Origin of the sequence: Acinetobacter tjernbergiae DSM 14971 = CIP 107465 (genome assembly GCF_000374425.1) — a bacterium.
In the GTDB taxonomy this organism is placed as follows: Bacteria; Pseudomonadota; Gammaproteobacteria; order Pseudomonadales; family Moraxellaceae; genus Acinetobacter; species Acinetobacter tjernbergiae.
In genome coordinates, this window is record NZ_KB894361.1 from 87,447 (window position 1) to 109,825 (window position 22,379).

Annotated in this window: 25 protein-coding genes and 2 pseudogenes; 18 read left to right on the forward strand and 9 right to left on the reverse strand. The window is 39.6% G+C overall.

Annotated features, from left to right (window positions below; translation table 11 throughout):
* The 4 genes from C502_RS0108440 to C502_RS0108455 all read left to right on the forward strand — a co-directional run bounded on the left by C502_RS0108440 (window position 1) and on the right by C502_RS0108455 (window position 2,518).
* Window positions 1-393 (forward strand): SirB2 family protein, encoded by a 393-nt coding sequence (locus C502_RS0108440; RefSeq protein ID WP_018678400.1) that lies wholly within the window; start codon window positions 1-3, stop codon window positions 391-393.
* Between the two features lie 80 nt (window positions 394-473).
* Window positions 474-1,316 carry a ParA family protein gene (locus tag C502_RS0108445; RefSeq protein ID WP_018678401.1) on the forward strand — a complete coding sequence of 281 codons (843 nt, stop codon included), beginning with the start codon at window positions 474-476 and terminating at the stop codon, window positions 1,314-1,316.
* A gap of 9 nt (window positions 1,317-1,325) precedes the next feature.
* Window positions 1,326-1,718, forward strand: coding sequence for a hypothetical protein (locus tag C502_RS0108450; protein ID WP_018678402.1), 393 nt, complete (start codon window positions 1,326-1,328; stop codon window positions 1,716-1,718).
* Window positions 1,719-1,927: 209 nt separating this feature from the next.
* Complete coding sequence (locus C502_RS0108455) at window positions 1,928-2,518, forward strand: LysE family transporter (protein WP_018678403.1); 591 nt, start codon at window positions 1,928-1,930, stop codon at window positions 2,516-2,518.
* Window positions 2,519-2,525: 7 nt separating this feature from the next.
* Here the strand turns inward: C502_RS0108455 and C502_RS0108460 are convergent, their stop codons facing one another.
* Window positions 2,526-3,164 (reverse strand): DedA family protein, encoded by a 639-nt coding sequence (locus tag C502_RS0108460; protein ID WP_018678404.1) that lies wholly within the window; start codon window positions 3,162-3,164, stop codon window positions 2,526-2,528.
* 236 nt (window positions 3,165-3,400) lie between these two features.
* On the opposite strand from C502_RS0108460, the gene C502_RS0108465 reads away from it, so the two are divergent.
* Window positions 3,401-3,823 carry a DoxX family protein gene (locus tag C502_RS0108465; protein WP_018678405.1) on the forward strand — a complete coding sequence of 141 codons (423 nt, stop codon included), beginning with the start codon at window positions 3,401-3,403 and terminating at the stop codon, window positions 3,821-3,823.
* A 143-nt stretch (window positions 3,824-3,966) separates the two neighbouring features.
* Window positions 3,967-4,335: a NirD/YgiW/YdeI family stress tolerance protein gene (locus C502_RS0108470; protein ID WP_018678406.1), complete on the forward strand. Its 369-nt coding sequence runs from the start codon at window positions 3,967-3,969 to the stop codon at window positions 4,333-4,335.
* Window positions 4,336-4,388: 53 nt separating this feature from the next.
* On the opposite strand, the gene C502_RS0108475 is transcribed toward C502_RS0108470, so the two are convergent.
* The gene (locus C502_RS0108475; protein WP_171067624.1) at window positions 4,389-5,615 is read right to left on the reverse strand and encodes a DUF445 family protein; all 1,227 of its coding nucleotides are present in this window, start codon (window positions 5,613-5,615) and stop codon (window positions 4,389-4,391) included.
* 447 nt (window positions 5,616-6,062) lie between these two features.
* Between C502_RS0108475 and guaA the strand changes: the two genes are divergently transcribed.
* From guaA to C502_RS0108515, 8 genes and pseudogenes are all read left to right on the forward strand, one after another.
* A complete protein-coding gene (gene guaA, locus C502_RS0108485; RefSeq protein ID WP_018678409.1) occupies window positions 6,063-7,631 on the forward strand; it encodes a glutamine-hydrolyzing GMP synthase in 1,569 nt (522 codons plus the stop codon).
* A 166-nt stretch (window positions 7,632-7,797) separates the two neighbouring features.
* Entirely contained in the window at window positions 7,798-8,142 is a 345-nt protein-coding gene (locus tag C502_RS0108490) for an SMI1/KNR4 family protein (protein WP_018678410.1), read from the forward strand.
* Between the two features lie 230 nt (window positions 8,143-8,372).
* Window positions 8,373-8,903, forward strand: a complete 531-nt coding sequence (locus tag C502_RS0108495; protein ID WP_018678411.1) for a PadR family transcriptional regulator — start codon at window positions 8,373-8,375, stop codon at window positions 8,901-8,903.
* A gap of 14 nt (window positions 8,904-8,917) precedes the next feature.
* Window positions 8,918-9,103: pseudogene (locus C502_RS18200) on the forward strand (transcriptional repressor); the annotation flags it as partial.
* Window positions 9,103-9,201 (forward strand): annotated as a pseudogene (locus C502_RS18835) (DUF2798 domain-containing protein); the annotation flags it as partial. The pseudogenes C502_RS18200 and C502_RS18835, both read left to right, overlap by 1 nt.
* Before the next feature lie 144 nt (window positions 9,202-9,345).
* On the forward strand, window positions 9,346-10,293 hold the full coding sequence (locus C502_RS0108505; protein ID WP_018678413.1) for a pirin family protein: 948 nt from the start codon (window positions 9,346-9,348) through the stop codon (window positions 10,291-10,293).
* Complete coding sequence (locus C502_RS0108510) at window positions 10,290-10,688, forward strand: OsmC family protein (protein WP_018678414.1); 399 nt, start codon at window positions 10,290-10,292, stop codon at window positions 10,686-10,688. Before C502_RS0108505 ends, C502_RS0108510 begins: the two co-directional genes overlap by 4 nt.
* Window positions 10,689-10,785: 97 nt before the next feature.
* Window positions 10,786-11,439, forward strand: a complete 654-nt coding sequence (locus C502_RS0108515) for a glutathione S-transferase family protein (protein ID WP_018678415.1) — start codon at window positions 10,786-10,788, stop codon at window positions 11,437-11,439.
* A 70-nt stretch (window positions 11,440-11,509) separates the two neighbouring features.
* On the opposite strand, the gene C502_RS0108520 is transcribed toward C502_RS0108515, so the two are convergent.
* From C502_RS0108520 to C502_RS0108550, 7 genes are all read right to left on the reverse strand, one after another.
* A complete protein-coding gene (locus C502_RS0108520; protein ID WP_018678416.1) occupies window positions 11,510-12,118 on the reverse strand; it encodes an SPOR domain-containing protein in 609 nt (202 codons plus the stop codon).
* A 193-nt stretch (window positions 12,119-12,311) separates the two neighbouring features.
* Window positions 12,312-14,102 carry an arginine--tRNA ligase gene (gene argS, locus C502_RS0108525; RefSeq protein ID WP_018678417.1) on the reverse strand — a complete coding sequence of 597 codons (1,791 nt, stop codon included), beginning with the start codon at window positions 14,100-14,102 and terminating at the stop codon, window positions 12,312-12,314.
* A 161-nt stretch (window positions 14,103-14,263) separates the two neighbouring features.
* Window positions 14,264-16,003, reverse strand: coding sequence for a M48 family metallopeptidase (locus C502_RS0108530; protein ID WP_018678418.1), 1,740 nt, complete (start codon window positions 16,001-16,003; stop codon window positions 14,264-14,266).
* 270 nt (window positions 16,004-16,273) lie between these two features.
* Window positions 16,274-17,191 carry a Dyp-type peroxidase gene (locus C502_RS0108535; RefSeq protein ID WP_018678419.1) on the reverse strand — a complete coding sequence of 306 codons (918 nt, stop codon included), beginning with the start codon at window positions 17,189-17,191 and terminating at the stop codon, window positions 16,274-16,276.
* Window positions 17,192-17,343: 152 nt separating this feature from the next.
* The gene (znuB, locus tag C502_RS0108540; protein ID WP_018678420.1) at window positions 17,344-18,153 is read right to left on the reverse strand and encodes a zinc ABC transporter permease subunit ZnuB; all 810 of its coding nucleotides are present in this window, start codon (window positions 18,151-18,153) and stop codon (window positions 17,344-17,346) included.
* 3 nt (window positions 18,154-18,156) lie between these two features.
* Entirely contained in the window at window positions 18,157-18,945 is a 789-nt protein-coding gene (znuC, locus tag C502_RS0108545; protein WP_018678421.1) for a zinc ABC transporter ATP-binding protein ZnuC, read from the reverse strand.
* Window positions 18,918-19,415 (reverse strand): transcriptional repressor, encoded by a 498-nt coding sequence (locus tag C502_RS0108550; protein WP_018678422.1) that lies wholly within the window; start codon window positions 19,413-19,415, stop codon window positions 18,918-18,920. The genes znuC and C502_RS0108550 overlap by 28 nt, the downstream gene beginning before the upstream one ends.
* A 216-nt stretch (window positions 19,416-19,631) precedes the next feature.
* Here C502_RS0108550 and C502_RS0108555 point away from each other — a divergent pair, with 216 nt between their 5' ends.
* From C502_RS0108555 to atpE, 4 genes are all read left to right on the forward strand, one after another.
* Window positions 19,632-20,471, forward strand: coding sequence for a metal ABC transporter solute-binding protein, Zn/Mn family (locus C502_RS0108555; protein ID WP_018678423.1), 840 nt, complete (start codon window positions 19,632-19,634; stop codon window positions 20,469-20,471).
* Window positions 20,472-20,641: 170 nt separating this feature from the next.
* Window positions 20,642-21,040, forward strand: coding sequence for an ATP synthase subunit I (locus C502_RS0108560; RefSeq protein WP_018678424.1), 399 nt, complete (start codon window positions 20,642-20,644; stop codon window positions 21,038-21,040).
* Between the two features lie 99 nt (window positions 21,041-21,139).
* Window positions 21,140-22,015, forward strand: coding sequence for a F0F1 ATP synthase subunit A (gene atpB / locus C502_RS0108565; protein WP_018678425.1), 876 nt, complete (start codon window positions 21,140-21,142; stop codon window positions 22,013-22,015).
* A gap of 82 nt (window positions 22,016-22,097) precedes the next feature.
* Complete coding sequence (atpE, locus tag C502_RS0108570; RefSeq protein ID WP_000424060.1) at window positions 22,098-22,343, forward strand: F0F1 ATP synthase subunit C; 246 nt, start codon at window positions 22,098-22,100, stop codon at window positions 22,341-22,343.
* The last annotated feature ends 36 nt before the right edge of the window (window positions 22,344-22,379 follow it).

A 22,379-nucleotide genomic window follows, 5' to 3' on the forward strand; every position in this document is an offset into this window, starting at 1 on the left:
ATGGACGCACATTTACTCACCAAAATTATTCACATGTCCGCAGTGAGCTTGTTGATCATTGCTTTTGTTCTCCGTGCAGCGACTTTATTTATAGGTGTGCAAAACCAACAACCCAATCCAAAGGGTTTTAAAGGTCTCGTCGGTTTACAACATTTGTCGCTGACCCTGATTATTTTGACAGGGGCTATTTTAGTCGTGATGAAGAACTTTGACGTAGCACCTTGGTTTTATGCCAAAGTGATTTTGTTTTTTGTATTGTGGTCATCTTTGATCAAAACCTATAAAAAAGACAGCAGTGTGTTATTGCAACAGCGCCGTGCTGGTTTGTTGATCGGTACAGTCGCATTGGCAGGTATTGTTGGCTTAGTGATTATTAAACCTGTTTTTGCGTAATTGTTTGACATTGTTTTAGTAATTGTTTTGGCACTAAGTTAAACTGCGTGCAGTTTACAAAAATATTGTAGAGGGAAATCATGTTAACTCGTGTGGTGTTTAACCAAAAAGGTGGTGTGGGGAAATCAAGTATTACAGTCAACTTAGCTGCAATTAGTGCTAAGCAAGGTTTAAGAACTTTGGTGATTGATCTTGATCCACAAGCAAACTCAAGCCAATACCTTTTAGGTGAAGATGCAACATATTCTGCGGATAAAGCCGCATTAGAGCCAAACATTGAGAATTTCTTTGATGATATTTTAGGCAGCACGCAGCAGAAGGGATTAATTAGTAATGCCATCGGTTCGATCCTAAAATCACCACGAGGCAAAGGTTTAGAGAGTTATGTTCACCGAACATCTTTTGAAAATTTAGATGTGATTCCTGCCAGCCCAAGCCTTGGTGCGCTAGAACATGCTTTAGAAAGCAAACATAAAATCTATAAATTGCGTGATTCGATTCAGTCACTCAGTGCGCGTTATGATCGTATTTTCATTGATACGCCACCTGCATTTAATTTCTTTACCTTGTCTGCATTAATTTCCGCAGATCGTGTCTTGATTCCATTTGACTGTGATGTGTTTTCGAAACGTGCGTTACAAACTTTGATTGAAAATGTACTCGAAACCCAAGATGATCATAATGATCGCTTAGAGATTGAGGGAATTGTTGTGAATCAATTCCAATCTCAGGCAAAATTACCGCGTGAAGTGGTTCAACAATTAAAAGATGAAGGTTTACCTGTTTTAGCAAGCATGTTACCGCCATCGATATTGATGAAAGAATCACATCAAAAGAATTTACCCCTGATTCATTTGGCATCAGAACATAAATTGACCTTGGCGTATGTCACTTTATTTGGTGAGATTGAATCAAAAAAATAAGAGAATCTTATGAAACGCTTATATTGGATGCCTGTGTTAGCACTCAGTATGTTATTGGGTGCTTGCGCATCGACGGTTAAACCCGCTTATGTTTCACCAACCCAATACCAAGCTTTAAACTGTCAACAGTTGCAAGCAGAGTATAATCGTATTCAACAATACATCGAGAATGGTGTGCAACCAGCGAAGCGTACAGGCGTTGGTGTCGGTGTTGGGCTCGGCGGCGGTTGGGCGAGAGGTGGTGGTTGGGGAATTTCCCCAACAATTTCAGTGAATATGGGGCAGTCGATGAATACCAAGAATACTGAACTTGCCAACCTACTCGGTCAGCAAGACGCAATTGTCCAAGCTGCACAGTTCAAAGGTTGTCCAATGCTTATCAAGCAGCGTCCAAAATCATAAGTCAAAAGAGATATATCACTGTTGATGATTACAGTGATATATCACTAAATATTAGCAAAATGTTTCAACCTATTTTAATAAAAATCAATCATTTGAATTTTTGGCTGTACGGTATTCTTTGATTTTTACGTACAGGTATTCCCTCTGAAATTTTATTTTTACGCCAAATTCGTTTAAGGTGGCGACCTATATAGTGGTTCGGTATCTTTATGATTGACAGTTGGTTTTTTGTTTTGGCGATGTTGGCAGTGTTACTTATTCCAGGTCCAAGCAATGCTTTACTCGCGAGCGCAACACATCAACACGGACTATTTAAAACCATGATTTTTATCCCCGTTGAATGGTTGGGATATGTATATGGCATCAGTTTATGGTCACTGTTTATTCATCTATTTGAACCGATTTGGTCAGCCATTGATGTAATTTTGCATACAGGCAGTTTGGTTTATGTACTTTGGATGGCATTTCATCTATGGAAACGTTCACACTTACAACAATATGATCAACGTCATCAACAGATCAGAAAAGCACAGTTGTTTGTCTCGACGCTCAAAAATCCTAAAACAGTACTTTTGGCTGCGGGTATTTTTCCCACTGAAACGTGGAACTCGATTGAGAATGCAGGATTGGTTTTTACAGTCTTTAGTTTACTGCTTGTACCCGTGAGTATTTTTTGGATGCTATTTGGGCGTGCATTGCTGACTGGTAGTTCGCATCGAATCAAAGCCGACCATTTATATAAAGGGTCGGCAATGTTACTGTTGGCTTGTATGTTACCGATGATTTTTCGTTTATTTTAATCGAAGCTTATTTGGTTTTGCGCTCATTTAATTTTTGGCGAATAAAACCAATAATGCCCGGTAAGATACTGATGATAATGATGCCAAAAATTAAATGGGTGAAGTTATCTTTGACGATTGGCATATTACCAAAAATATAGCCTAGCGTAATAAATGATGCGATCCAACACAAAGCACCAATCACATTATAGGTCAGGAAAAACTTATAATTCATGCTACCTGCACCTGCGACAAATGGTGCAAATGTTCGTGCAAAGGGAACAAAGCGAGCAAAAATAATGGTTTTACCGCCATGACGTTGAAAGAATTGCTGTGTTTTGAGTAAATGTTGTTTATTGATAAAACGAGAGTTGGTTTCAAATACTCGCGGGCCAATATAACGTCCGATGTGATAATTTACGGTGTCGCCTAAGACTGCTGCAATAAATAATAAAACCCCGAGTACCCATGGATCCATTGCACCAGTTGATGCTGCAAGCGCACCCGCAGCAAATAATAAGCTATCCCCTGGTAAAAAGGGCATCACCACTAAGCCAGTTTCAACAAAGATAATTAAAAATAAAATGGCATAAATCCATACACCATAATTGCGAATAAATTCTAAAAGATGTTCGTCAACGTGCAGAATAAAATCAATGAGTTCCATGAAGGTGTTAACAGTATAAATTTGAGCTAAATCCTAGCAGTGCAACTATAGAATGTCAGTATAAAATGCAAATTAATTGGTAACTTTACATGATGGGATTATATATTTTTTGAGCAGATTGCAATGTGATTTTGTTGCAAATATGGAACGATGTATTCACAAATCTAGTGTTTATTGCAAAATAAAAGATACATAAACTATTCCTATGTTAAAAAATAAACAGTGTGGAACCAATCATGTTTAATCCGAATGTTGTTGTAAAAAATATCGTAACGCAATCAGGTGTCGAAAATATTGTGACACTGGTTGCTCGTATCTTAATGGCTTATATTTTTATTATCGCAGGTTGGGGTAAGTTAACTGCGTATGGCGCAACTGCTGGTTATATGGAGTCAATGGGAGTGCCAGCTGTATTGTTACCTGTAACGATTTTGGTTGAGTTTGGTGGTGGTCTAGCCTTGTTATTTGGTTTCCAAGCACGTTTTGCAGCATTTGGTTTGGGTGTTTTTAGCATCATTACCGCATTTATCTTTCATGGTGCGGATGATCAAATGCAACACATTAACTTCATGAAAAACTTAGCCATGTCGGGTGGTTTATTTTACTTAATGTTGCATGGTGCAGGTCGCTTGAGTCTAGATCATGTGATTGAAAAATAAAAATCATTTGAATTGCCCCCGCTTTGATCAGCGGGTTTTTTGTATGCGTGTTAACAAAATTTACTGTTTATTACAAACTGAAGCCGACACCATGGCTTATTTCTGCTTAGATCATAAGAGGTTAAGACAGAATGGAATATACAATGAAAAAAATGATGATGAGTTGTGGCATTGTGGTGCTAACAGGATTATCAACGTTCACATGGGCGGGTAAGGATGACCATGTTCTTGTTCAAGAGGCAGCAAAGCATGTGGTCACTGTGAGTCAGGTGGCTAAGTTAGCTGATGAAACCGGTGTGACACTTACGGGGCAGATTACCAAGCATTTGCAAAGTGATCATTACGAATTTAAAGATCAGAGTGGCACGATTAGCATTGAAGTTGATGATGATATTTGGCGTAAAGCAGGCTTGAAAGTCGGTGATCATGTTCGCTTAGTGGGAGAGGTAGATACTCATCGTCACAAGCCAACCGATATTGAGGTCATCAAAATTGAAAAGCAGATGCACTAGTCATAAAAAACAAGGAAGCCGAAGCTTCCTTGTTTGATTTTGATAGTATTGCTTTAGAGCATAAAGTGAATTTGCATTTCCCCAACAAGAAAACCAAGTGCTGCGCCCACAAGAATCAATGACCATTCATCTTCTTTAAATGCAGGACGGAGCATGCCTTCAAATTCTTCGGGGCTCAACTTCTGCATTCGTTCGACTAAGGTATTACGAACATTCATGGCATCTTCAGCATAAGACTCTACATAACGCATGGTTTCTGGAAGTTGCTTTAAAATACGCTCTGCAACTTCTGCTTTCAGATTTTGGTATTTTTCCCCACCAATCGCATAAACAACCAGTGGACGAACAATACCTGCCTGTAAATCAATCTCTTGCTTGACTTGGCGGCTGACAAGTTCGATCACTCTATCTGAATGAGTTCCAGAAAAAAGTTCTTCCATCATATTGCGTGATGTAAGTAGTTGCTTGGAAATTAAGGCTGCATAATCAGCTGCAACTTCATTTTGACGTTTGATGAATAAACCTTGCCACGTATAACCCAATACCTTTTTGGGATACAGTGGTCTAAACATCATTTGTAGAGCCATCCAGTCACTGAAAAAGCCAACAAATCCACCAAACATTGGCAGCATCCAAGGATATTTCCCTTGAGTGACTACCCAACACAACATTTGCACCACACCAATAGCGAAGCCAAAGACAAAGCCGACGTTACTAAAGAATTTAAACTCTTGTTTGCCGACTTTTTTGAAAATTTCATTGAGCAGACGTTTATCTTTGAGGAGATTGCTAATCACCATATGTTTGATATCGAAGTACTTGGAAACATCCTTTTGTACCTCAGTCATAATATGTTCAACAATCTCGGGTGCTTTGGTTTGAACGCGTTTAATCAATTTCTGACGAGCAAACTCAGGCATGCCTTCCCATAAACCCGGCTGATATTGTTGCGCAACTTCACGGGTAATGTCTTCGGCAGCAGCCATTAATGGTTTTTCAATTTCTTTAGCAATACGTTTTGGATCAAGTCTGGCAAAAATTTCTTCAGGTTTGATCAGCTTGGAAGTCATCAACTCAACGGCTATGGTTGCCATCTTTTCCGCTTTGCGGGGGACGATTCCTTGCCATCCTAGTGGGAGACCAAATAACTTTAACCCCTTGAATTCAAGTGGTGCAAACATCATTTGAATGGCAATGACTTTGGTCACATAGCCAATAAAACCACTAATAAACGGGATTGAAATATATAACCAGAAATTCTGTTGAAAATCCGCAATCATTTCTTGAAACATTATTTTATTGGTCCTTCAAGTCCTAATTGTTGCTCGTGATAAAGGGCAAGCCATAGATGATAGTGAAATATTTTAGGATATTGGCAGATTACCAATATCTTTTAGGCTTTTAGTTACCTTTTAATTGTCCTTTTTCCAAGGATAGTGCAGCTGCACAAAAAGGAAACGATAGTGACGATTGAATACCTTTCCATGGTAATTCACCTTTTCGACTCATCATCTTAGCACCAAATTTTTGTTTTGTGTTGAGCAGAATGGGCAAGATTTTTTGATTTCATTCTCTTTTATAGGGGGCATGTTGCGTAATTTTAGTTTAAATATCAGTGCTTATTGATAAGCGATGTTAAAAAGTAAGATAGATGATGAATTGCGATGCGCCAAAGTGTGAAAAATGTTAGAATATGGCGCTTAATTCATTTGCCTTTCTGATTAGCTATGACGACCAATACTCAAATTACTGAAGATCGCATCCTTATTTTGGATTTCGGCTCTCAATATAGCCAGCTGATTGCACGTCGTGTGCGTGAAGCAGGTGTCTACTCTGAAATGTATGCATACGATATGTCTGAAGAAGATATTCGTGCATTTAATCCGAACGGGATTATTTTGTCAGGTGGCCCTGAAAGCGTACATGAAGAAGGTAGTCCGCGTGCGCCTCAGTTAGTATTTGAATTAGGCGTACCTGTTTTAGGTATTTGCTATGGTTTACAAACCATGTCTGAGCAATTAGGCGGTAAAGTAGAGCCAGGCACAGTACATGAATTTGGTTATGCTGCTGTTGATGTATTGGTTCGTGATCAATTGTTGGGTGATCTCAATGATGGTGACAACAAGCTCAATGTTTGGATGAGTCATGGCGATAAAGTCAGTGTGATTCCAGAAGGTTTCTCTGTTACTGCAAGTACACCAAGCTGTCCATTTGCCGCAGTAAGTGATGAAGCACGCCGTTTCTATGGTGTTCAATTCCATCCTGAAGTGACACATACAGCGAAAGGTGCTGAGTTATTATCTAACTTTGTTCACAATATTTGTGGATGTCGTAATCTTTGGAATTCTGAAAACATCATCGACTTACGTGTTGAACAATTACGTGAGCAAATTGGCGATCAAAAAGTTCTGTTAGGTCTTTCTGGTGGTGTTGATTCTTCTGTTGTTGCTGCACTTTTACACCGTGCGATTGGCGATCAGTTGACTTGCGTATTTGTAGACAATGGTTTGCTTCGTTTAAACGAAGGTGAACAAGTGATGGACATGTTTGCGAAAAACATGGGTATCCGTGTGATTCGTGCTGATGCTGAAGAGCGCTTCTTAACTGCGCTTGCAGGTGAAGTTGATCCTGAGAAGAAACGTAAAATTATTGGTCGTGAATTCATCGAAGTGTTTGCTGAAGAAGCACGTAAGCTTGATGGCGTAAACTTCCTTGCTCAAGGTACGATTTACCCAGATGTGATCGAATCTGCTGCAACTAAAAATGGTAAAGCACATGTGATTAAATCACACCATAACGTGGGTGGTTTACCAGAAGATTTAGCTTTTGAATTGGTTGAGCCAATTCGTGACTTGTTTAAAGATGAAGTACGCCGTTTAGGAACGACACTCGGTCTTCCATTCGAAATGCTTTATCGTCATCCATTCCCAGGTCCAGGTTTGGGCGTGCGTATCTTGGGTGAAGTGAAAAAAGAATATGCTGATATTCTTCGTCTTGCGGATGACATCTTTATGCAAGAGCTTCGTGCAAGTGGTTGGTACGACAAAACTGCGCAAGCATTTGCGGTATTCCAACCTGTTAAATCGGTGGGTGTTGTTGGTGATGGTCGCCGTTATGCATGGGTGATTGCGCTTCGTGCGGTTGAAACGGTTGACTTTATGACAGCGCGTTTCGCTCATTTACCGTATGACTTAGTTGATAAAATCTCAACGCGTATCATGAACGAAATCAAAGATGTTTCTCGTGTGGTGTATGATGTGTCATCTAAGCCACCAGCAACGATTGAATGGGAATAATTTTCCCCTGTTAGTTGGTAAAGAAAAGGACGCGTTAGCGTCCTTTTTTATTACTTAACGATTTTAATAATAGTGAATATATTAGCTCAAGGAACTGTATATAGAGGGTTGAATATAATATTTTATATGCTGGATTGGTTTTACCTAATTTTAAGGTCTAAAGGTTATGCCACTATTAAATGAAATAAGAACCAAAATTGAAAGAGATTTCCATAGACAACTACCAGATATATATTTTGAATTATTAAAATTTTCAAATGGTTTTTTATTTGAAAGTGGCGTAGTTATTTATTCTCCTGATGAGGTTTTTGAAAGAAATCAAACTTTTGAAGTACAAAAGTATGCTGAAGATTATTTAGCTATAGGTGTTGATAGTGGTGGAATATCAATTCTTATACCATTTCTAGGGACGGGTGTTTTTATCGTAGATCAAGGCAGCATGGATCCTAATGACATGAGTAAAATTAGTGATTCCTTAATGAACTGGTTTAAAGCTGGATGCCAAATTTAGCTTTTGGCAAATGAATTTTAAATGAGAGAAATAAAACAAGGTTAGTTTTATGAGAATAGTTTTTTAAGAGTGCTTGAACACTCTTTTTTATTACTTAACTTTCCTCCTGAAAAATAAATAATTCATTAAATATCAGAATCTTAAAATTTAAAGATATATCTTAACTTGCTATAAGATTGTTTAAGATATATCTTAATATACATAAATTGTGCAATATGAGAAAAATAAAGATGAGACATCAATCAGATCACCATCACGAAAGCGAACGAGATATTCACCATCGAGAGCATCAGCGTACAGGTCGTCGTGGACGTTTATTTGAATCAGGACGTATGAAACTGTTAGTTCTGCATTTAATTCAGCAAAACCCAAAACATGGTTATGAAATTATTAAAGAAATTAGTGATCTAGTCGGTGATGGCTATACACCAAGCGCAGGAACAATTTACCCAACTCTCACCAGTTTAGAAGAAATGAACTGTATTTCTTTACTCGATGTCGAACGTAAGCAATACCAAGTCACTGAATATGGCGAGACTTATCTAAAAGATCAGCAGGAAATGTTGGCAGCTTTGTTGGAAAAACTACGGATTCGACGTGAAATCCATAACAACGATCAACTGATAGAGATCCATCGAGCAATGGAAAATCTAAAAACAGCATTACGATTAAAACTCAATATTGCTGATCTACAGCAAGAACAAATTTATCAAATTGCTGAAAAGATTGATCAAGCTGCGATTGCGATCGGACGTTTATAAGTTGGGAGCGAAAGATGTTAGAGCTACAACAGAAAATTAAACAGGCTGGGTTAAGAGTAACGCATCCACGACTTGCGATTTTGACTTTATTAAAGCAGCACACAGAAGACTTAACCGTTAAGCAAATTTATCAGCTATTGCACTCACAACAACAGCGATTGAGTTTGGCAACAGTTTATCGGGTGATTAGTGATTTGGTTGGCTGTTTTCATGGTTGATTGCCTATCCTGTCGTTCTCATGTTTTTGCCTGTTGTTCGACGCTTAACAAACCTTATTGTGGAAATGTCACCACATTGATATATCAGGCTGTTGAATAACAATAAAGATTGTCTCATTGATAGCACTCTGCGTATTACCAAAAGACTATATTGAATGATGATTGTATTGTTAAGATCAGTAAAACAACTCATTGCAATAGCATAGGTAAAAGAGAGCGATATCATGAGCAATAATAACGATTACGATATTTCTGATTCAAAAGATTGTAAAACTTATATCAATCAATTTATTCAAGACTTTACGATTAGATCAGCGGAAATTGGTAAGGGCACAATCATTAAACGTGCCTTGCCGAGTCGTCAGAAGCGTTTGGTGGGGGCGTGGTGTTTCCTTGATCATGCAGGGCCTGTGAGTTTCCCTGCGGGAGATGGTTTAGATGTTGGGCCGCATCCACATATTGGTTTGCAGACATTTACATGGATGATTGAAGGCACCATGATGCATACCGATAGCCTTGGTTCAAAACAGCTGATTCGTCCTAAACAGGTGAATTTGATGACTGCAGGTCGTGGGATTTCGCATACTGAAGTTGCACCAGATATTGAAACTAAGATGCATGCAGCGCAATTGTGGATCGCATTACCTGATGACAAGCGCAATATGGAGCCAAAGTTTGAACACTATCCAGAGCTACCTGTCGTAACTAAAGATCAGGTTGAATTTACCATTTTAGTGGGGGATTTCCTTGATACGGTTTCTCCTGTGCAAGTACATACACCTTTGGTTGGTGTGGACTTAACTGCACAAGCAAATACTAAAACTCGTATTCCACTCAATCCAAACTTTGAATATGCATTTATGGCACTTGAAGGCATTGCTCAGGTAAATGGGCATGAACTCAATGCCGATAATATGGTGGTGTTGGAAACGGGACTCACTGAAATCGAAGTCGAACTGACTGAAGGTCATCGTGTGTTACTCATCGGGGGTGAACCGTTTGAATCGCCAATTTTGCTGTGGTGGAACTTCGTTGGACGTACGATGCAAGATTTACAGCAGGCACGAGAAGATTGGATCAATCATGATCCCCGTTTTGGTGAAATTCCTGATTATCAAGGTAAGCGTCTCGAAGCACCTGTATTACCTGAGCAAATGAGGGCGTCGAAATGAGTGTGATTGCGAGTGCAAAAGTTCAGGCTTTAGTCGAACCGTGGAAAGGAGAGGTGACAAGTGGCTCACATCAATTTCTTACCGATAAGCCAGAATCTTTTGGAGGTCATGATACAGGGCCAGCGCCCTATGATTTTCTGACTGCAAGTTTAGCATCATGCACCATGATTACCTTACGCATGTATGCACAGCATAAGCAAATTGATCTGGGTCAGTTTAGCGTTGAAGTCGATTTTCACACCAATCGTGAACAACAGGAACGAATCGAGCGTCGAGTAATATTTAAACAACCGATTTCACAAGACTTACAAGAAAAACTTCTCAATGTATGTAGCAAAACACCAGTTACTAAAACTTTGTTACGCAGTTTAGACATACAGACCGTGATTGTTTAAGACTAAAGTGCTATTGTGCTTGGGCGAAACATAATTCTAAGTGTAACTGTGAGAGGGATTAGAACCGCAGTTACACAGTAAAAAAGCAGGCACAAAAATGATTACCTTACATTACCTACAATGCTCACGTTCATTCCGTATCCTGTGGGCATTAGAAGAACTTGGTGTGGATTACCAAGTTGAGTATTATCAAAGGTCACCTAGTTATGCAGCCCCTGAAAGTCTTAAACAAATTCATCCATTAGGTAAAGCACCGATTTTGGTAGATAATCAGGAGGTCATTGTTGAATCGGCTGTTATCCTAGATTATTTACAACAACAGTATGATGAATCACAACAATTTAAACCACAGCAGTTCAAAGATCAGCTTCAATATTCATATTGGATGCACTATGCAGAAGGCTCTCTTATGCCATTGTTGGTGATGACTCTCGTCATCAATAATGTAAGCAAGCATGTTCCGTGGGTTATTCGCCCTGTTGCTGAAAAAATTACCAATGGTATAAAAGCTGGTTTTGTTCGTCCTCGTGTAAAAGAACATATTCTCTATCTTGAGCAGTATTTGGCAGAACATGATTATTTCGCGGGAGAGTTTTCTTTCGCAGATATTCAAATGGCATTCCCACTGATTGCAATTCAAAAACGTTTACATGGCAAATATCCGAATATTCAAGCCTTTGTTCAACGTGTTCAGCAGCGTTCAGCATTTCAACGGGCCGAACAAGCAAGTTTACATTCACAGTGTGCGTAATATCCTCAATAACAAAAAAGGAACGATTAATCGTTCCTTTTTTGTTGAAAATATCAACTGATCTAGCAATTTATCGTTTAATCACGATCGAATCAATACCACTATGTTGCAAGGTTTGTTGAGCAGCAAGTGCTGCATCTTGGCTATCATAAGGACCAGAGAAAACACGATACCATGTTTGACCATTCTCAACGGTTTTTATAACATCGGCAGATAAACCATTCAAAATAATTTCTGCACGACGCGCATCTGCACTATCGGGATCAGGATAACTACGTACTTGTAAAATATAGCTTGCTTGAGTTGATGTAGTTTGTTCACTTGAGGTGATATTGGTTGGGTCTTCTGTGGTTGTTGTTTCAGGTTTAGGTGATTCAATAATTACGACACTACCTTGCTGCTTAGTTTCAGGTACTGCTTGTTCAGGAATTGGTGTGACTTGCTGTTGAGGTAATAGATCGTAGAATCGATAGTCTTTATTGGTATCTTCTTCTTGGTAGTGTTCAGATGTGACTTGATTCTTTGCGGGAACGGGTTGCCAAGGTTGCCATAGCATCAGCATGACACCCACACAAAGGATCGCAAGAATTGCGACAAGCATTCCTAACCACTTGGGTACAAGTGGTTTCTTGGGCTTGTTGGGTCGTTCAGATACACCACGTTGCGTTTTTCCAAACACCTGAAATTCCTCTTGATCCTAATCCTATTAGGTTATTTGTAACTTGAAACTGCTTAAAAACAAAGCATTATGTTTAAAATAATGCTTTGTTTTACGATCTGGGTAATGTTGCAAGAGCGTTGCTTTGCTAGTTACATTTCTACGCGGGCATAGCCCTTGTCTTGCGACAATGTGCAAAGCGTTGCTTTGCTAGTTACATTGTCTCAGGTGCAGATACACCAAGTAATTCTAAGCCATTGCGCAGAACTTGCTGTACGTTGATTGAAAGTAATAAACGTGCTTGTGTAAGTGTCACATCATCGCCAAGGACTTTATGCTCGTTGTACCAACCGTGGAATAAGGCTGCTAACTCTTTCAGATAGTTGCCGATTTGATGTGGTTCATACGCATTTGCTGCACGTACTAAAATATCTGGATAAGCGGCAAGTTTTGCTAGAATTTCAGTTTCAGCGTCAAGTTCTAAACGATTTGCATGTTCACGTGCCGAAACAGCATCAAAACTGAGATCTGTAGATGCTGCTTTCTCTAACATACGGCAAATACGGGCGTGTGCATATTGAATGTAATACACCGCATTATCTTTGCTTTGTGAAACTGCAAGGTCTAAGTCAAAGTCGATGTGTTGTTCAGATTTACGCATCACGTAGTAGAAACGTGCAGCATCGTTGCCCACTTCTTTACGTAGGTCACGTAAAGTCACGAACTGACCCGAACGAGATGACATTTGCACCATCTCGCCACCACGCCATAAGCTCACGAACTGAACCAAAAGCACGGTCAATTTCTTCGAGTCATAACCCATTGCATCAATGGCTGCTTTCACACGAGAAATATAGCCGTGGTGGTCTGAGCCCCAAATATCAATGAGGTCGGTATAGCCACGTTGTAACTTATTTAAGTGGTAAGCAATATCAGATGCAAAATATGTGGTTTGACCATTGCGGCGTTTCACAACACGGTCTTTTTCATCACCAAATTCAGTCGATTTAAACCAAATGTTACCCTCTTTCTCATAGAGGAAACCGCGTTGATCTAAAGTTTCGAGCGCTTCATCAATTTTGTCAGCCAATGAAGCTTCACTGAACCATTGATCAAAGGTCACGCCAAAGTCAGCAAGGTCATCTTTGATGTCATCTAAAATGGCATGTAACGCTGCTTGGTGGAATACACGGTAGCCAGCACCAATCAATTGCTGTGAATTGGCAATTAAACCATCAATATGTTTTTCTTTGTCGCCAGTAAGGACAACTTTGTTGCCTTCAGCATCGAGTTCTTCTGCATATTGAACGTCTTCAGGCACATCTTTATAAATGTCAGCAACTGGACGAACATGCGCATCTGCATCTTTATCAATAATGCTTTGTGCGATTTCTTTGACGTAGTCGCCTTGATATGCATTTTTAGGGAAAACCAGTGTTTGTCCCGTGAGTTCTAAATAACGTAAATACGTTGAGGTTGCCAAAATATCCATTTGACGACCTGCATCGTTGACATAATATTCACGGTCAACTTTTGCACCTGTTGCTTCGAGTAGGTTAGCAACAGTCATCCCATAAGCTGCACCACGACCATGTCCTACATGTAGGCTAGAGGTTGGATTGGCAGAAACAAATTCGACTTGGATCTTTTTAGCTGCATTGGCTTGAGTGCGACCGTAATGATCTTTCTGTGCTTGAATTTGATCCAGTACAGCGAAACGTTGGTCTGCGTTTAAGAAGAAGTTAATAAAACCAGGACCTGCAATTTCTGCTTTAGTAATATCAGCTACTTCAGGGAGGGCAGCCAAGATTTTTTCAGCAAGATCACGTGGTTTCATACCCGCGACTTTAGAGCCAATCATAGCAATATTTGAAGCAAAATCACCGTGACTTCGGTCTTTAGTACGGGTTAAATGGCTCGTATTTGTCCAATCTGAAGGAAGTACCCCTTGTTGTTGAAGGGATTGCACCGCATGATCAAGAGCTGCTTGTATTGCCGTATTCATAGTTACCGAAATAAATGTCGCGGAAAAACGTCAAATATAGCAAATTTTGGGGGCTTAAGGGGAGAGTGATTGAAGTGGAATTAACATATTCACATAAATCTTTTTTGTTAAATGCAAAGAGACCCTGTATGAACAGAATCTCTTTTCTAAAATCAGCGTTATTAAATGATGCGAGAGCGTTTGATCCATCGCATTTTTCGACCAAATTTATAATTTTCACCTTCGATGCTGAGGATCAAAACTTGTTGATCTAAGCTAATCGCCTGTTGGATTTGTTGTAAGACATCTTCGATCCGTTTTTTATTGGTGAGTTGATACCAACTGCCCGTTGAAAATGCGAGAACATAACAGGGAAGATACGGCAAATAATTCACTTTCTTTTTGACAAAATAAGCTTTTTTCAGCGCCTTAATTTTCTTTAATGATTTAGTAAGTTGATTTAATTCTACCTCAGTTAAATCATGAGAAATGAATTTGTTCTTTAAGTGAATTTGGTTCCGTTCTTGTTGCGCATGACTTTCAAGCTCAAATCGTGCTAAGAATAAACCATGATAATAATGTGCTTGCTCATGTTGTTCTTGTTGCCAATAAAAATCTCTCAGCAATTCATAACAAGTTGTCATCATAAATTCATTCAGTTCTGCCGCGCGAGCAATATAGAAACAGCCTTGATCATCTTCTCTTTCTAATAAAAGTTTGCCGTATTCCAAGCAAATTTCAGCATGATTAGGTGCTTTTTCATAAAGTATCGCAAGTTGTTCACAAGCTGAATCAGTTTGTTTTGCAATAAAAAGGGTGAGTTGAGCACGTTCAAAAGCCTCATCAATACTGGGTTCCTCAGCTTGTTGAATTTTTTGCTCCAACTCTGTAAGACGTTGTTTTCCACCTTGAATAACTTGGTATCTATCTTGCCATGAAGAGGCAATATTGCTTTGCCACATTTGATCAAACGTTGTAGTGACTTTTTCGAGCTGATGTCCCAAAAGTCGATCTGCACTTTGCCCCGCAGAAGGATATTTAAACTCAGGAAATACACCAATCGCTTTTAAACGATCTTGTAGAGAGGGATGCGTATCTTGATGTGTTGTGGTTTGTTGCATGGATAACGATAGCCAAGCAGCTGTATTTTCTTTTTCCAAATCATGTGCCAGTGCATGGCTAAGTTGAAAGAAAGGAGCAACCAGTGGTTGAGGTGTATCATCAGCGCGTTTGTAGATCTCAGTCCAATACTTTTCATCCAGATACTGACTAATAATGCTGACTGTTGTCAGCGCTTCTGCCGCTGCCTGAGCAGAGGTTAACTGAACGGCAATCATATCTGCTTCATATTCATTCGCTTGAGCAAGGGGAAAAGAATATGCAGTAAAATAAGGAACAAAACGACTCAGAAAGGGTCTAAATAAAAAATCTCCACGACTTTGGTTTTGTTCTAAAACTTCAACCAGTTGTGCCCAGCGAATACGTTGACGATAAATCCAATTCGAAAATTGCGCATGATTTTTGGCTAAATGCCCAAACTCATGCGCTAAGACAGCAGTAAATTGCTCTATGGTTAAAGATTTGAGTAATGGTAAGCCTAGTAACAGGTAATTCTGAGATGAGCCTAAACCTAGAAAACGTGGGATTTGAACAACACCTGCATTTAAGTCCTCAACGATAATGACTTTATGAAAATGAGGTGCATTTAATTGCCGTTGTAGTTTTTGAATAATACTAAATAATTCAGGTGCATCTGTTGCGGTAATTGCATAGCCTTGTGGTGGAGCATGTTTCACCCATAATGATCGTAAAATGACCCAAATAAAAAACCCTACAATTAAAATGAGTTTAATTGCAAAGGCTTTTAAAACGAGAATAGATAAGAATAATAATGGAATAAGTGCTAATAAAAATAAAATCATACCTCCAATGTATAGATTTCCTAGAAGAGCGAGAATAAATACCTGTAGTTGATAGCCTTTTGGATTTCTCTTGATTTTATCCTGTAATCTAATAATTAGTTTTTCAAATTTCTCATTTGTCGATTTTTGTATGTCGTTCATATTTTTCTTTACATATTAAATAATTAAGGTAATAGGCTTTGCAGTACATTTAAATAACCTGATCTTAGTTTTTATACCGCAAAGCATTTTATGATTATATTAAATTTTATCTAATTTTTTTCAATTCTATTATTTAATTATTTGTTCTAATAATTCATCACTCGGTGCGAAATAATAAGCACCATCAATCGCTGTGGTAAAATGCAATAAACGGTCATGTATACCATCACCTGTTGTACCGAACATGCGTTCTAGCATTGCATCGAGAATACTGAGATTGTTGGTATAGGCAACAAAAAATAGACCTTGTTCTCCTCTACCATCTCCATAAGGTAAGCTATGACGTAGAATTTCCATCTCTTCGCCATCCTCATCTTCCACCACGGTACGTGCGACATGTGAGTTTTGAGGTTTGATTTCATCATCGAGTTCGATAGATTCAAGTTTGGTACGTCCAAAGACATGTTCTTGAGCGTCGACTTTGAGCTGTTGCCATTTTGCCAAATCATGAATATAGCGTTGTGCAAAAATAAAACTTCCATCCGCAAAAGCGTCTGCTGTTGCTGGAAGTAATGCCGTTTCAGCACGGTCATCTGGAAATTGTGGATTTTCTGTGCCATCAATAAAGCCAGTCATATCGCGACCATCAAAGAAACGGAAACACGCGCGTTCATCTAAAACATCAACTTTGTTTTGAATGCCACTGAAGAATGCTTGACTGATGGCAAAGCAAATATCGGCACGAGCGCTGGCGATATGAATAAACACATCGGCGGGTACGACAGGCATATTAAACGCCCCTTGTTGAGGGTCGAGTTGTTTAAACCCCTCAGGCGTTTGTGAATAAAGTCTCGACCAAAGCTCAGGGCCAAATGCAATCGCAGTTTTAATCTGATCATTTGGGTGTTGAGTGATAAGACGATCACGAGTTGAAAGCAGAGCTTCAATCTGCTGCTTGAGTTCCGAAATACTTAAATCTTTTAAACGTAAAACAATAAAACGAGCATGGTCGGACGGTAATGGAAGAATGACAGATTGAGCAGTCATGAAGCTCTCCTTAGTTCATTATTTTTAAGTGACTTAATGCCATGATTGTGCCTGATGTCGGCAGAGCTGAATAGTTTATTTCTGACGAATTTTACGATGCTCATCATTGCAAATAGGAATAATGAGAAGAAGTGGGTTGCTTATCTAAACGGTTAATTGGTTTTGAAACTTGGTAAGAGTTTTTGCGCTGTAAAAATGAGTGCAAAGCAAAGCGCCATACATAAAACGATACTCAGACCTGTGGCAATATTTAATGCTGCACTTGACCATAAACCGACAGTGACACCGAACTGTGCCAGTAAAAATGCCCAAATCACCATTTGCTTCGGTGAGTGTGCGAGCAAACGTGCGCTCAGCGCAGGAATGACGAGCAATGCGCCCATCAGTAGCGAACCCACTGCACGTAGCGCAAGTACAGTAAATAAAGCCAGTAATAGCATGAAAATTAAACGTTGCCAGTTGGCACTGACTCCTTCGCTCATGGCAATATCAGGGTCAATCGCAATTTGGATTTGCGCTGACCATGAGCGATAAAGCACAGCCAGTGAACTCACAATGACTACGGCAAACATGGGTAAATCAGCCCATTCGATACTGAGTAGATCACCGAACAAATAGCTCAATAATTCGGGACGTAAACTCGGAATATGCTGAATCAAGAGCAAGCCTGAGCAGAGTAAGGTTGCTGAGCTTAGAGCGAGGAGGGCATCATTGGGTAGGCGAGAATCATGCAGAACCCATAAAATCGCTACCAATAATGCAGCTAAACTGGCTACACCTAACCAAAAGGGTAAATGCAATAAACCTGCAATAGCGACACCCAGTAAAGTTCCGTGCGCCATGGTGTCGGCAAAAAAAGACATTCTGCGCCAAAGCATCAGGCAGCCGAGTGGTGCTGTCAGGAATACCAGTAGCGACCCCATAATCCAAGCAGGTAATAGGAGTTGTAACCATTCCATCATTGCTTAGACCTTTGGTTCGGGGTGAATATGTGGGCGCGGATCATGTGAACATGGTTCGGCATGGTCACTATGCCCACAATGATTGTGATGATGCTGGTAGAACATGCGCTGAGTGCCAAAAATCGCTTGGTATTCAGGATGCTGTTGAATGCTTTCAGGTAAACCACTACAGCAAATGTGCTTATTGAGACAGACCACGCGATGCGTACCTTGCATCACCCATTGCAAATCATGGGAGACCATTAACACTGCGCAACCATAACGTTCAGGTAAGCTGCGGACATAGTCGTAGAGTTCAGCTTCGGATTGAATATCCAAACCTTGCATTGGCTCATCAAGCACTAAAATATCAGGTTGACGTAGTAAAGCGCGTGCGAGTAAAACCCGTTGTCGTTCACCGCCTGACAGTTGTTGTACTTTTGAGGACAGCAGTTTTTGAATCCCTGTATCACGACTGATTTCTTCACGTAAATCAGCGGCACAAATTTCTAAATCAAGTAAGTCCTGAACACGTAAGGGGAGACTAGCCGAAGGGTTGAATTTTTGTGGGACGTAAGCCAGTTTTAATTTCTTAGAAAAGTGAACTTTTCCTTTATTGGGTGACATGATGCCAAGTAAGACTTTAATTAACGTCGACTTACCTGCACCATTTGGTCCTATGAGCGTTACAATTTCTTTTGCTTGTAATGCAAAATCAATATTTCTCAAAATATCTCGCTCATCCCGTCGAACCGAAATATTCTCCAATTGAATAAGTGGAGTACTTACTGAGGTGTGTTGCACTGATGACATTTTCCAGAAATCTCAATAATGCTGTGTTGAGCAGAAAATTGGTCAGAAGCAGCAAGTTGATCAAGCTGTTGAATCAAGCCTTGTGCTGAAGCTTCTTTGACCGAATGACATTCAGTGCAAATCAGAAATGCAGCTTGGTGTCCTTCACGTGGATGGCAACATGGAATATAAGCATTAATAGAGGTTAATCTATGAATTAAGCCTTTCTCTAATAAAAAGTCTAAAGTGCGATAAACTGTTGGTGGGGCAGCAGGGCGGTCTGCTTGTCCTTTAATTTTAGCCAATAAATCATAAGCTCCCATGGGTGCCGATGCATTTAAAATGAGTTCAAGTACTTCTTTACGCAAAGGGGTTAGGCGAGCGCCAACCGCAGTACATAAACTTTCTGCTTCAGCAAGTCGAGCTTTAATATCATGATGACCGTGGACACCATGTAAAGCATTGTCATGTTCATGAGAACAAGAACCCATAATTTGACCCCATTATTTTTGTAGAATCTATTGATTGTTCATGAGCCGTAGCTTTTATTGGCATTTCAATAGACTCGCTATCATAACATGCAATTCAGAATAACGATCTATATAAGTTAAGCGTGTGGAAGATAGCGTAATCAATCTAAAATAGGCATAGGCATTTTTTAACTTTTGTTATATTATAACGTGTTTGCTAAATTGAGTACTATTGCGATGTTGCGCCTTTTTGTTTTTGTTTTCTTTTCGATGTTAAGTACATGGGGATGGACTCAAAGTTTGGTGGTTTCAACACATCCGATTTACTTGATTGCAAAAGCAGTGACTCAGGGTATAGAAGAACCTGTACTACTGCTTCGAGATCAAACGGGTCATGATGTTCAACTTACACCAGCGCACCGTAAAGCCATTCAAGATGCTTCATTGGTGTTATGGTTAGGTAAAGCGCATGAAGCACCTTTGGAAAAATTGTTAAGTCAGAATCGTAAAGCAATCGCACTCTTAAATTCAGGTATCTTAACAACGCTTCCACAACGTAATTTACGTGGTGGCGCTTTAGCAAATACGGTAGATAGTCATGTATGGTTAGACCCGAATAATGCAGTGCGGATTGCATTTTTTATCGCAACATTACGTTCGCAACAATATCCAGATAATAAAATAAAGTACTTAAATAACGCGAAAAGCTTTGCACAACAAATGCTACAGGCTTCACAGCAATATGAAAGCTCGAATAAAGCGAAACCTTATTGGTCGTATCATGATGCATATCAATATTTAGAACGAGCACTGAATTTAAAATTTGCAGGTGCATTAACTGATGATCCGCATATTGCACCCACAATTGCGCAAATTAAATACTTAAAAGACAGCCGCCCTAAAGTTGAAATGTGTTTGTTGGCGGAAACTTCAGCAAGCAGCAGTCAATATCAAAAATTAAATCCAGTCATCTTTCAATCTGTTGATGAGAGTATGCGTGGTGAGGATAATTTTGTAACAGCGTGGAAGAAATTGGCTGCAAAAACTGACAAGTGCGTACTAAGTGCTCAAAATTGATAAAAAAAATAAAAATGAGTTGACTCTAGCGTCGAAAAATATGCTAACGAAAAAAACCGACTTAAGTCGAGAAAAGATTGCATGTTCAAGGGTGTAACTCTATAATGCCTGCGATTCGAAACGATCATCAATAAAACTTGTCAAGCAGTTGTACTGTAAGTGGGTAAAAAATGAGCCAAACTAGTCGTATGATTGACCGACGATTAGCAAAAGCTTTGGTCTTCTTACAGGCGTGTATGATTCCTGTTGCGGCTTTGCTTGCATGGGGTGTTCAGGACACTATTGCTGCCTTGAGTGCTGCGCTTGGGGCTTTGGTCTGTTGGTTGGCGCATTGTTATTTTGCTTGGCAGTCGTTTAGAACGGCAGGCGCAAGAGCATCAAAACAAGTCATGCTCAATATGTATCGAGGGATGCTCGGCAAGTTTGCAATTGTGATTGTGGGTTTTATTTTAATTTTAAGCAATGTAAAACCGTTGTCACCGGTTGCGTTGTTTGGTGGATTTATACTTGTTCAAGCAATGACGTGGGTTGCACCTTTTTGGGCATCACGTTTAAAAAAACGAGTGTAAGGCACATTTTGAGATTTTTGGAAGTAGGAACGAGATTATTGCAGTTCGCATGATTTGTTTCGCTTCTTTTTAATGATTGACATTGACCAGGTGTGATTTATGGCTGCTGAAGAACATGCCCTGACTTCGACCGAGTATATCAAGCATCACTTGACTAATATGACCTATGGCAAAATGCCAGATGGATCATGGAAGTTGGCTGAGACTGCTGAAGAAGCTCATTCGATGGGGTTCACTGCAATTCACTTGGATTCAATGGGTTGGTCTATCGGACTTGGTGTGATTTTCTGTTTGTTATTTTGGACAGTTGCGAAAGCTGCAAATGCTGGCGTTCCAACTAAATTCCAATCTGCAATTGAAATGATTATCGAGTTTGTGGACTCAAGTGTTCGTGATACTTTCCACGGCAAATCGCGTTTAATTGCTCCATTATCTTTGACCATCTTCGTGTGGATTTTCCTCATGAACGCAATGGACTTGATTCCTGTTGACTTGATTCCATTCATAGCTCAACAGATTGGTGCAAGCGTATTTGGTATGGATCCTCACCACGTATATTTCAAGGTTGTTCCATCTACAGATCCTAACATTACCCTTGGTATGTCATTGTCTGTATTTGTTCTTATCTTGTTTTATAGTATTCGTGAAAAAGGAATCGGCGGTTTCGTCGGTGAATTGGCACTTAACCCATTTAACCCAAGTAACCCAGTTGCAAAAGCGTTATTGATTCCAGTGAACTTAATTTTGGAATTAGTAACTTTCCTTGCTCGTCCAGTTTCGTTGGCTCTACGACTGTTCGGTAACATGTATGCAGGTGAGTTAATCTTCATCTTAATCGCGTTATTACCGTTCTATATCCAGTGGGCGTTATCTGTGCCTTGGGCTATCTTCCACATTCTTGTAATCACGCTGCAAGCATTTATCTTTATGATGCTGACCATCGTTTACTTGAGCATGGCAAGCGAAAAGCATTAATGGTATTGCCTAATTATCAACCGATAGTTAGGCTTAAATTTTAGTTTAATTTGGTAATAACCTAACCTCTGAGGAATTTTTCATGGAACTCACTTTAGGTCTAGTTGCAATTGCATCTGCTATCTTGATCGCTTTCGGTGCTTTAGGTACTGCGATTGGCTTCGGTCTTTTAGGTGGCCGCTTCTTAGAAGCTGTTGCTCGTCAACCAGAATTGGCTCCACAACTTCAAACTCGTATGTTCTTAATTGCGGGTCTTCTTGATGCTGTGCCTATGATCGGTGTTGGTATTGGCTTGTTCTTCATCTTCGCTAATCCATTTGTAGGTTAATTGGCTTCATTTCTAAATCCACCATTTGAGGAATAG

What these genes read in the sequence shown, in the direction of transcription:
- C502_RS0108555 (WP_018678423.1), top strand. Translation starts at nt 19,632, where the DNA reads ATGTTGCGCCTTTTTGTTTTTGTTTTCTTTTCGATGTTAAGTACATGG.
- C502_RS0108515 (WP_018678415.1), top strand. Translation starts at nt 10,786, where the DNA reads ATGATTACCTTACATTACCTACAATGCTCACGTTCATTCCGTATCCTG.
- C502_RS0108505 (WP_018678413.1), top strand. Translation starts at nt 9,346, where the DNA reads ATGAGCAATAATAACGATTACGATATTTCTGATTCAAAAGATTGTAAA.
- C502_RS0108560 (WP_018678424.1), top strand. Translation starts at nt 20,642, where the DNA reads ATGAGCCAAACTAGTCGTATGATTGACCGACGATTAGCAAAAGCTTTG.
- znuC (WP_018678421.1), bottom strand. Translation starts at nt 18,945, where the DNA reads ATGTCATCAGTGCAACACACCTCAGTAAGTACTCCACTTATTCAATTG.
- C502_RS0108475 (WP_171067624.1), bottom strand. Translation starts at nt 5,615, where the DNA reads ATGATTGCGGATTTTCAACAGAATTTCTGGTTATATATTTCAATCCCG.
- C502_RS0108535 (WP_018678419.1), bottom strand. Translation starts at nt 17,191, where the DNA reads ATGACTGCTCAATCTGTCATTCTTCCATTACCGTCCGACCATGCTCGT.
- C502_RS0108530 (WP_018678418.1), bottom strand. Translation starts at nt 16,003, where the DNA reads ATGATTTTATTTTTATTAGCACTTATTCCATTATTATTCTTATCTATT.
- C502_RS0108445 (WP_018678401.1), top strand. Translation starts at nt 474, where the DNA reads ATGTTAACTCGTGTGGTGTTTAACCAAAAAGGTGGTGTGGGGAAATCA.
- C502_RS0108455 (WP_018678403.1), top strand. Translation starts at nt 1,928, where the DNA reads ATGATTGACAGTTGGTTTTTTGTTTTGGCGATGTTGGCAGTGTTACTT.
- C502_RS0108490 (WP_018678410.1), top strand. Translation starts at nt 7,798, where the DNA reads ATGCCACTATTAAATGAAATAAGAACCAAAATTGAAAGAGATTTCCAT.
- guaA (WP_018678409.1), top strand. Translation starts at nt 6,063, where the DNA reads ATGACGACCAATACTCAAATTACTGAAGATCGCATCCTTATTTTGGAT.
- C502_RS0108510 (WP_018678414.1), top strand. Translation starts at nt 10,290, where the DNA reads ATGAGTGTGATTGCGAGTGCAAAAGTTCAGGCTTTAGTCGAACCGTGG.
- C502_RS0108440 (WP_018678400.1), top strand. Translation starts at nt 1, where the DNA reads ATGGACGCACATTTACTCACCAAAATTATTCACATGTCCGCAGTGAGC.
- atpE (WP_000424060.1), top strand. Translation starts at nt 22,098, where the DNA reads ATGGAACTCACTTTAGGTCTAGTTGCAATTGCATCTGCTATCTTGATC.
- C502_RS0108450 (WP_018678402.1), top strand. Translation starts at nt 1,326, where the DNA reads ATGAAACGCTTATATTGGATGCCTGTGTTAGCACTCAGTATGTTATTG.
- C502_RS0108550 (WP_018678422.1), bottom strand. Translation starts at nt 19,415, where the DNA reads ATGGGTTCTTGTTCTCATGAACATGACAATGCTTTACATGGTGTCCAC.
- C502_RS0108495 (WP_018678411.1), top strand. Translation starts at nt 8,373, where the DNA reads ATGAGACATCAATCAGATCACCATCACGAAAGCGAACGAGATATTCAC.
- C502_RS0108460 (WP_018678404.1), bottom strand. Translation starts at nt 3,164, where the DNA reads ATGGAACTCATTGATTTTATTCTGCACGTTGACGAACATCTTTTAGAA.
- C502_RS0108465 (WP_018678405.1), top strand. Translation starts at nt 3,401, where the DNA reads ATGTTTAATCCGAATGTTGTTGTAAAAAATATCGTAACGCAATCAGGT.
- C502_RS0108470 (WP_018678406.1), top strand. Translation starts at nt 3,967, where the DNA reads ATGAAAAAAATGATGATGAGTTGTGGCATTGTGGTGCTAACAGGATTA.
- atpB (WP_018678425.1), top strand. Translation starts at nt 21,140, where the DNA reads ATGGCTGCTGAAGAACATGCCCTGACTTCGACCGAGTATATCAAGCAT.
- argS (WP_018678417.1), bottom strand. Translation starts at nt 14,102, where the DNA reads ATGAATACGGCAATACAAGCAGCTCTTGATCATGCGGTGCAATCCCTT.
- znuB (WP_018678420.1), bottom strand. Translation starts at nt 18,153, where the DNA reads ATGATGGAATGGTTACAACTCCTATTACCTGCTTGGATTATGGGGTCG.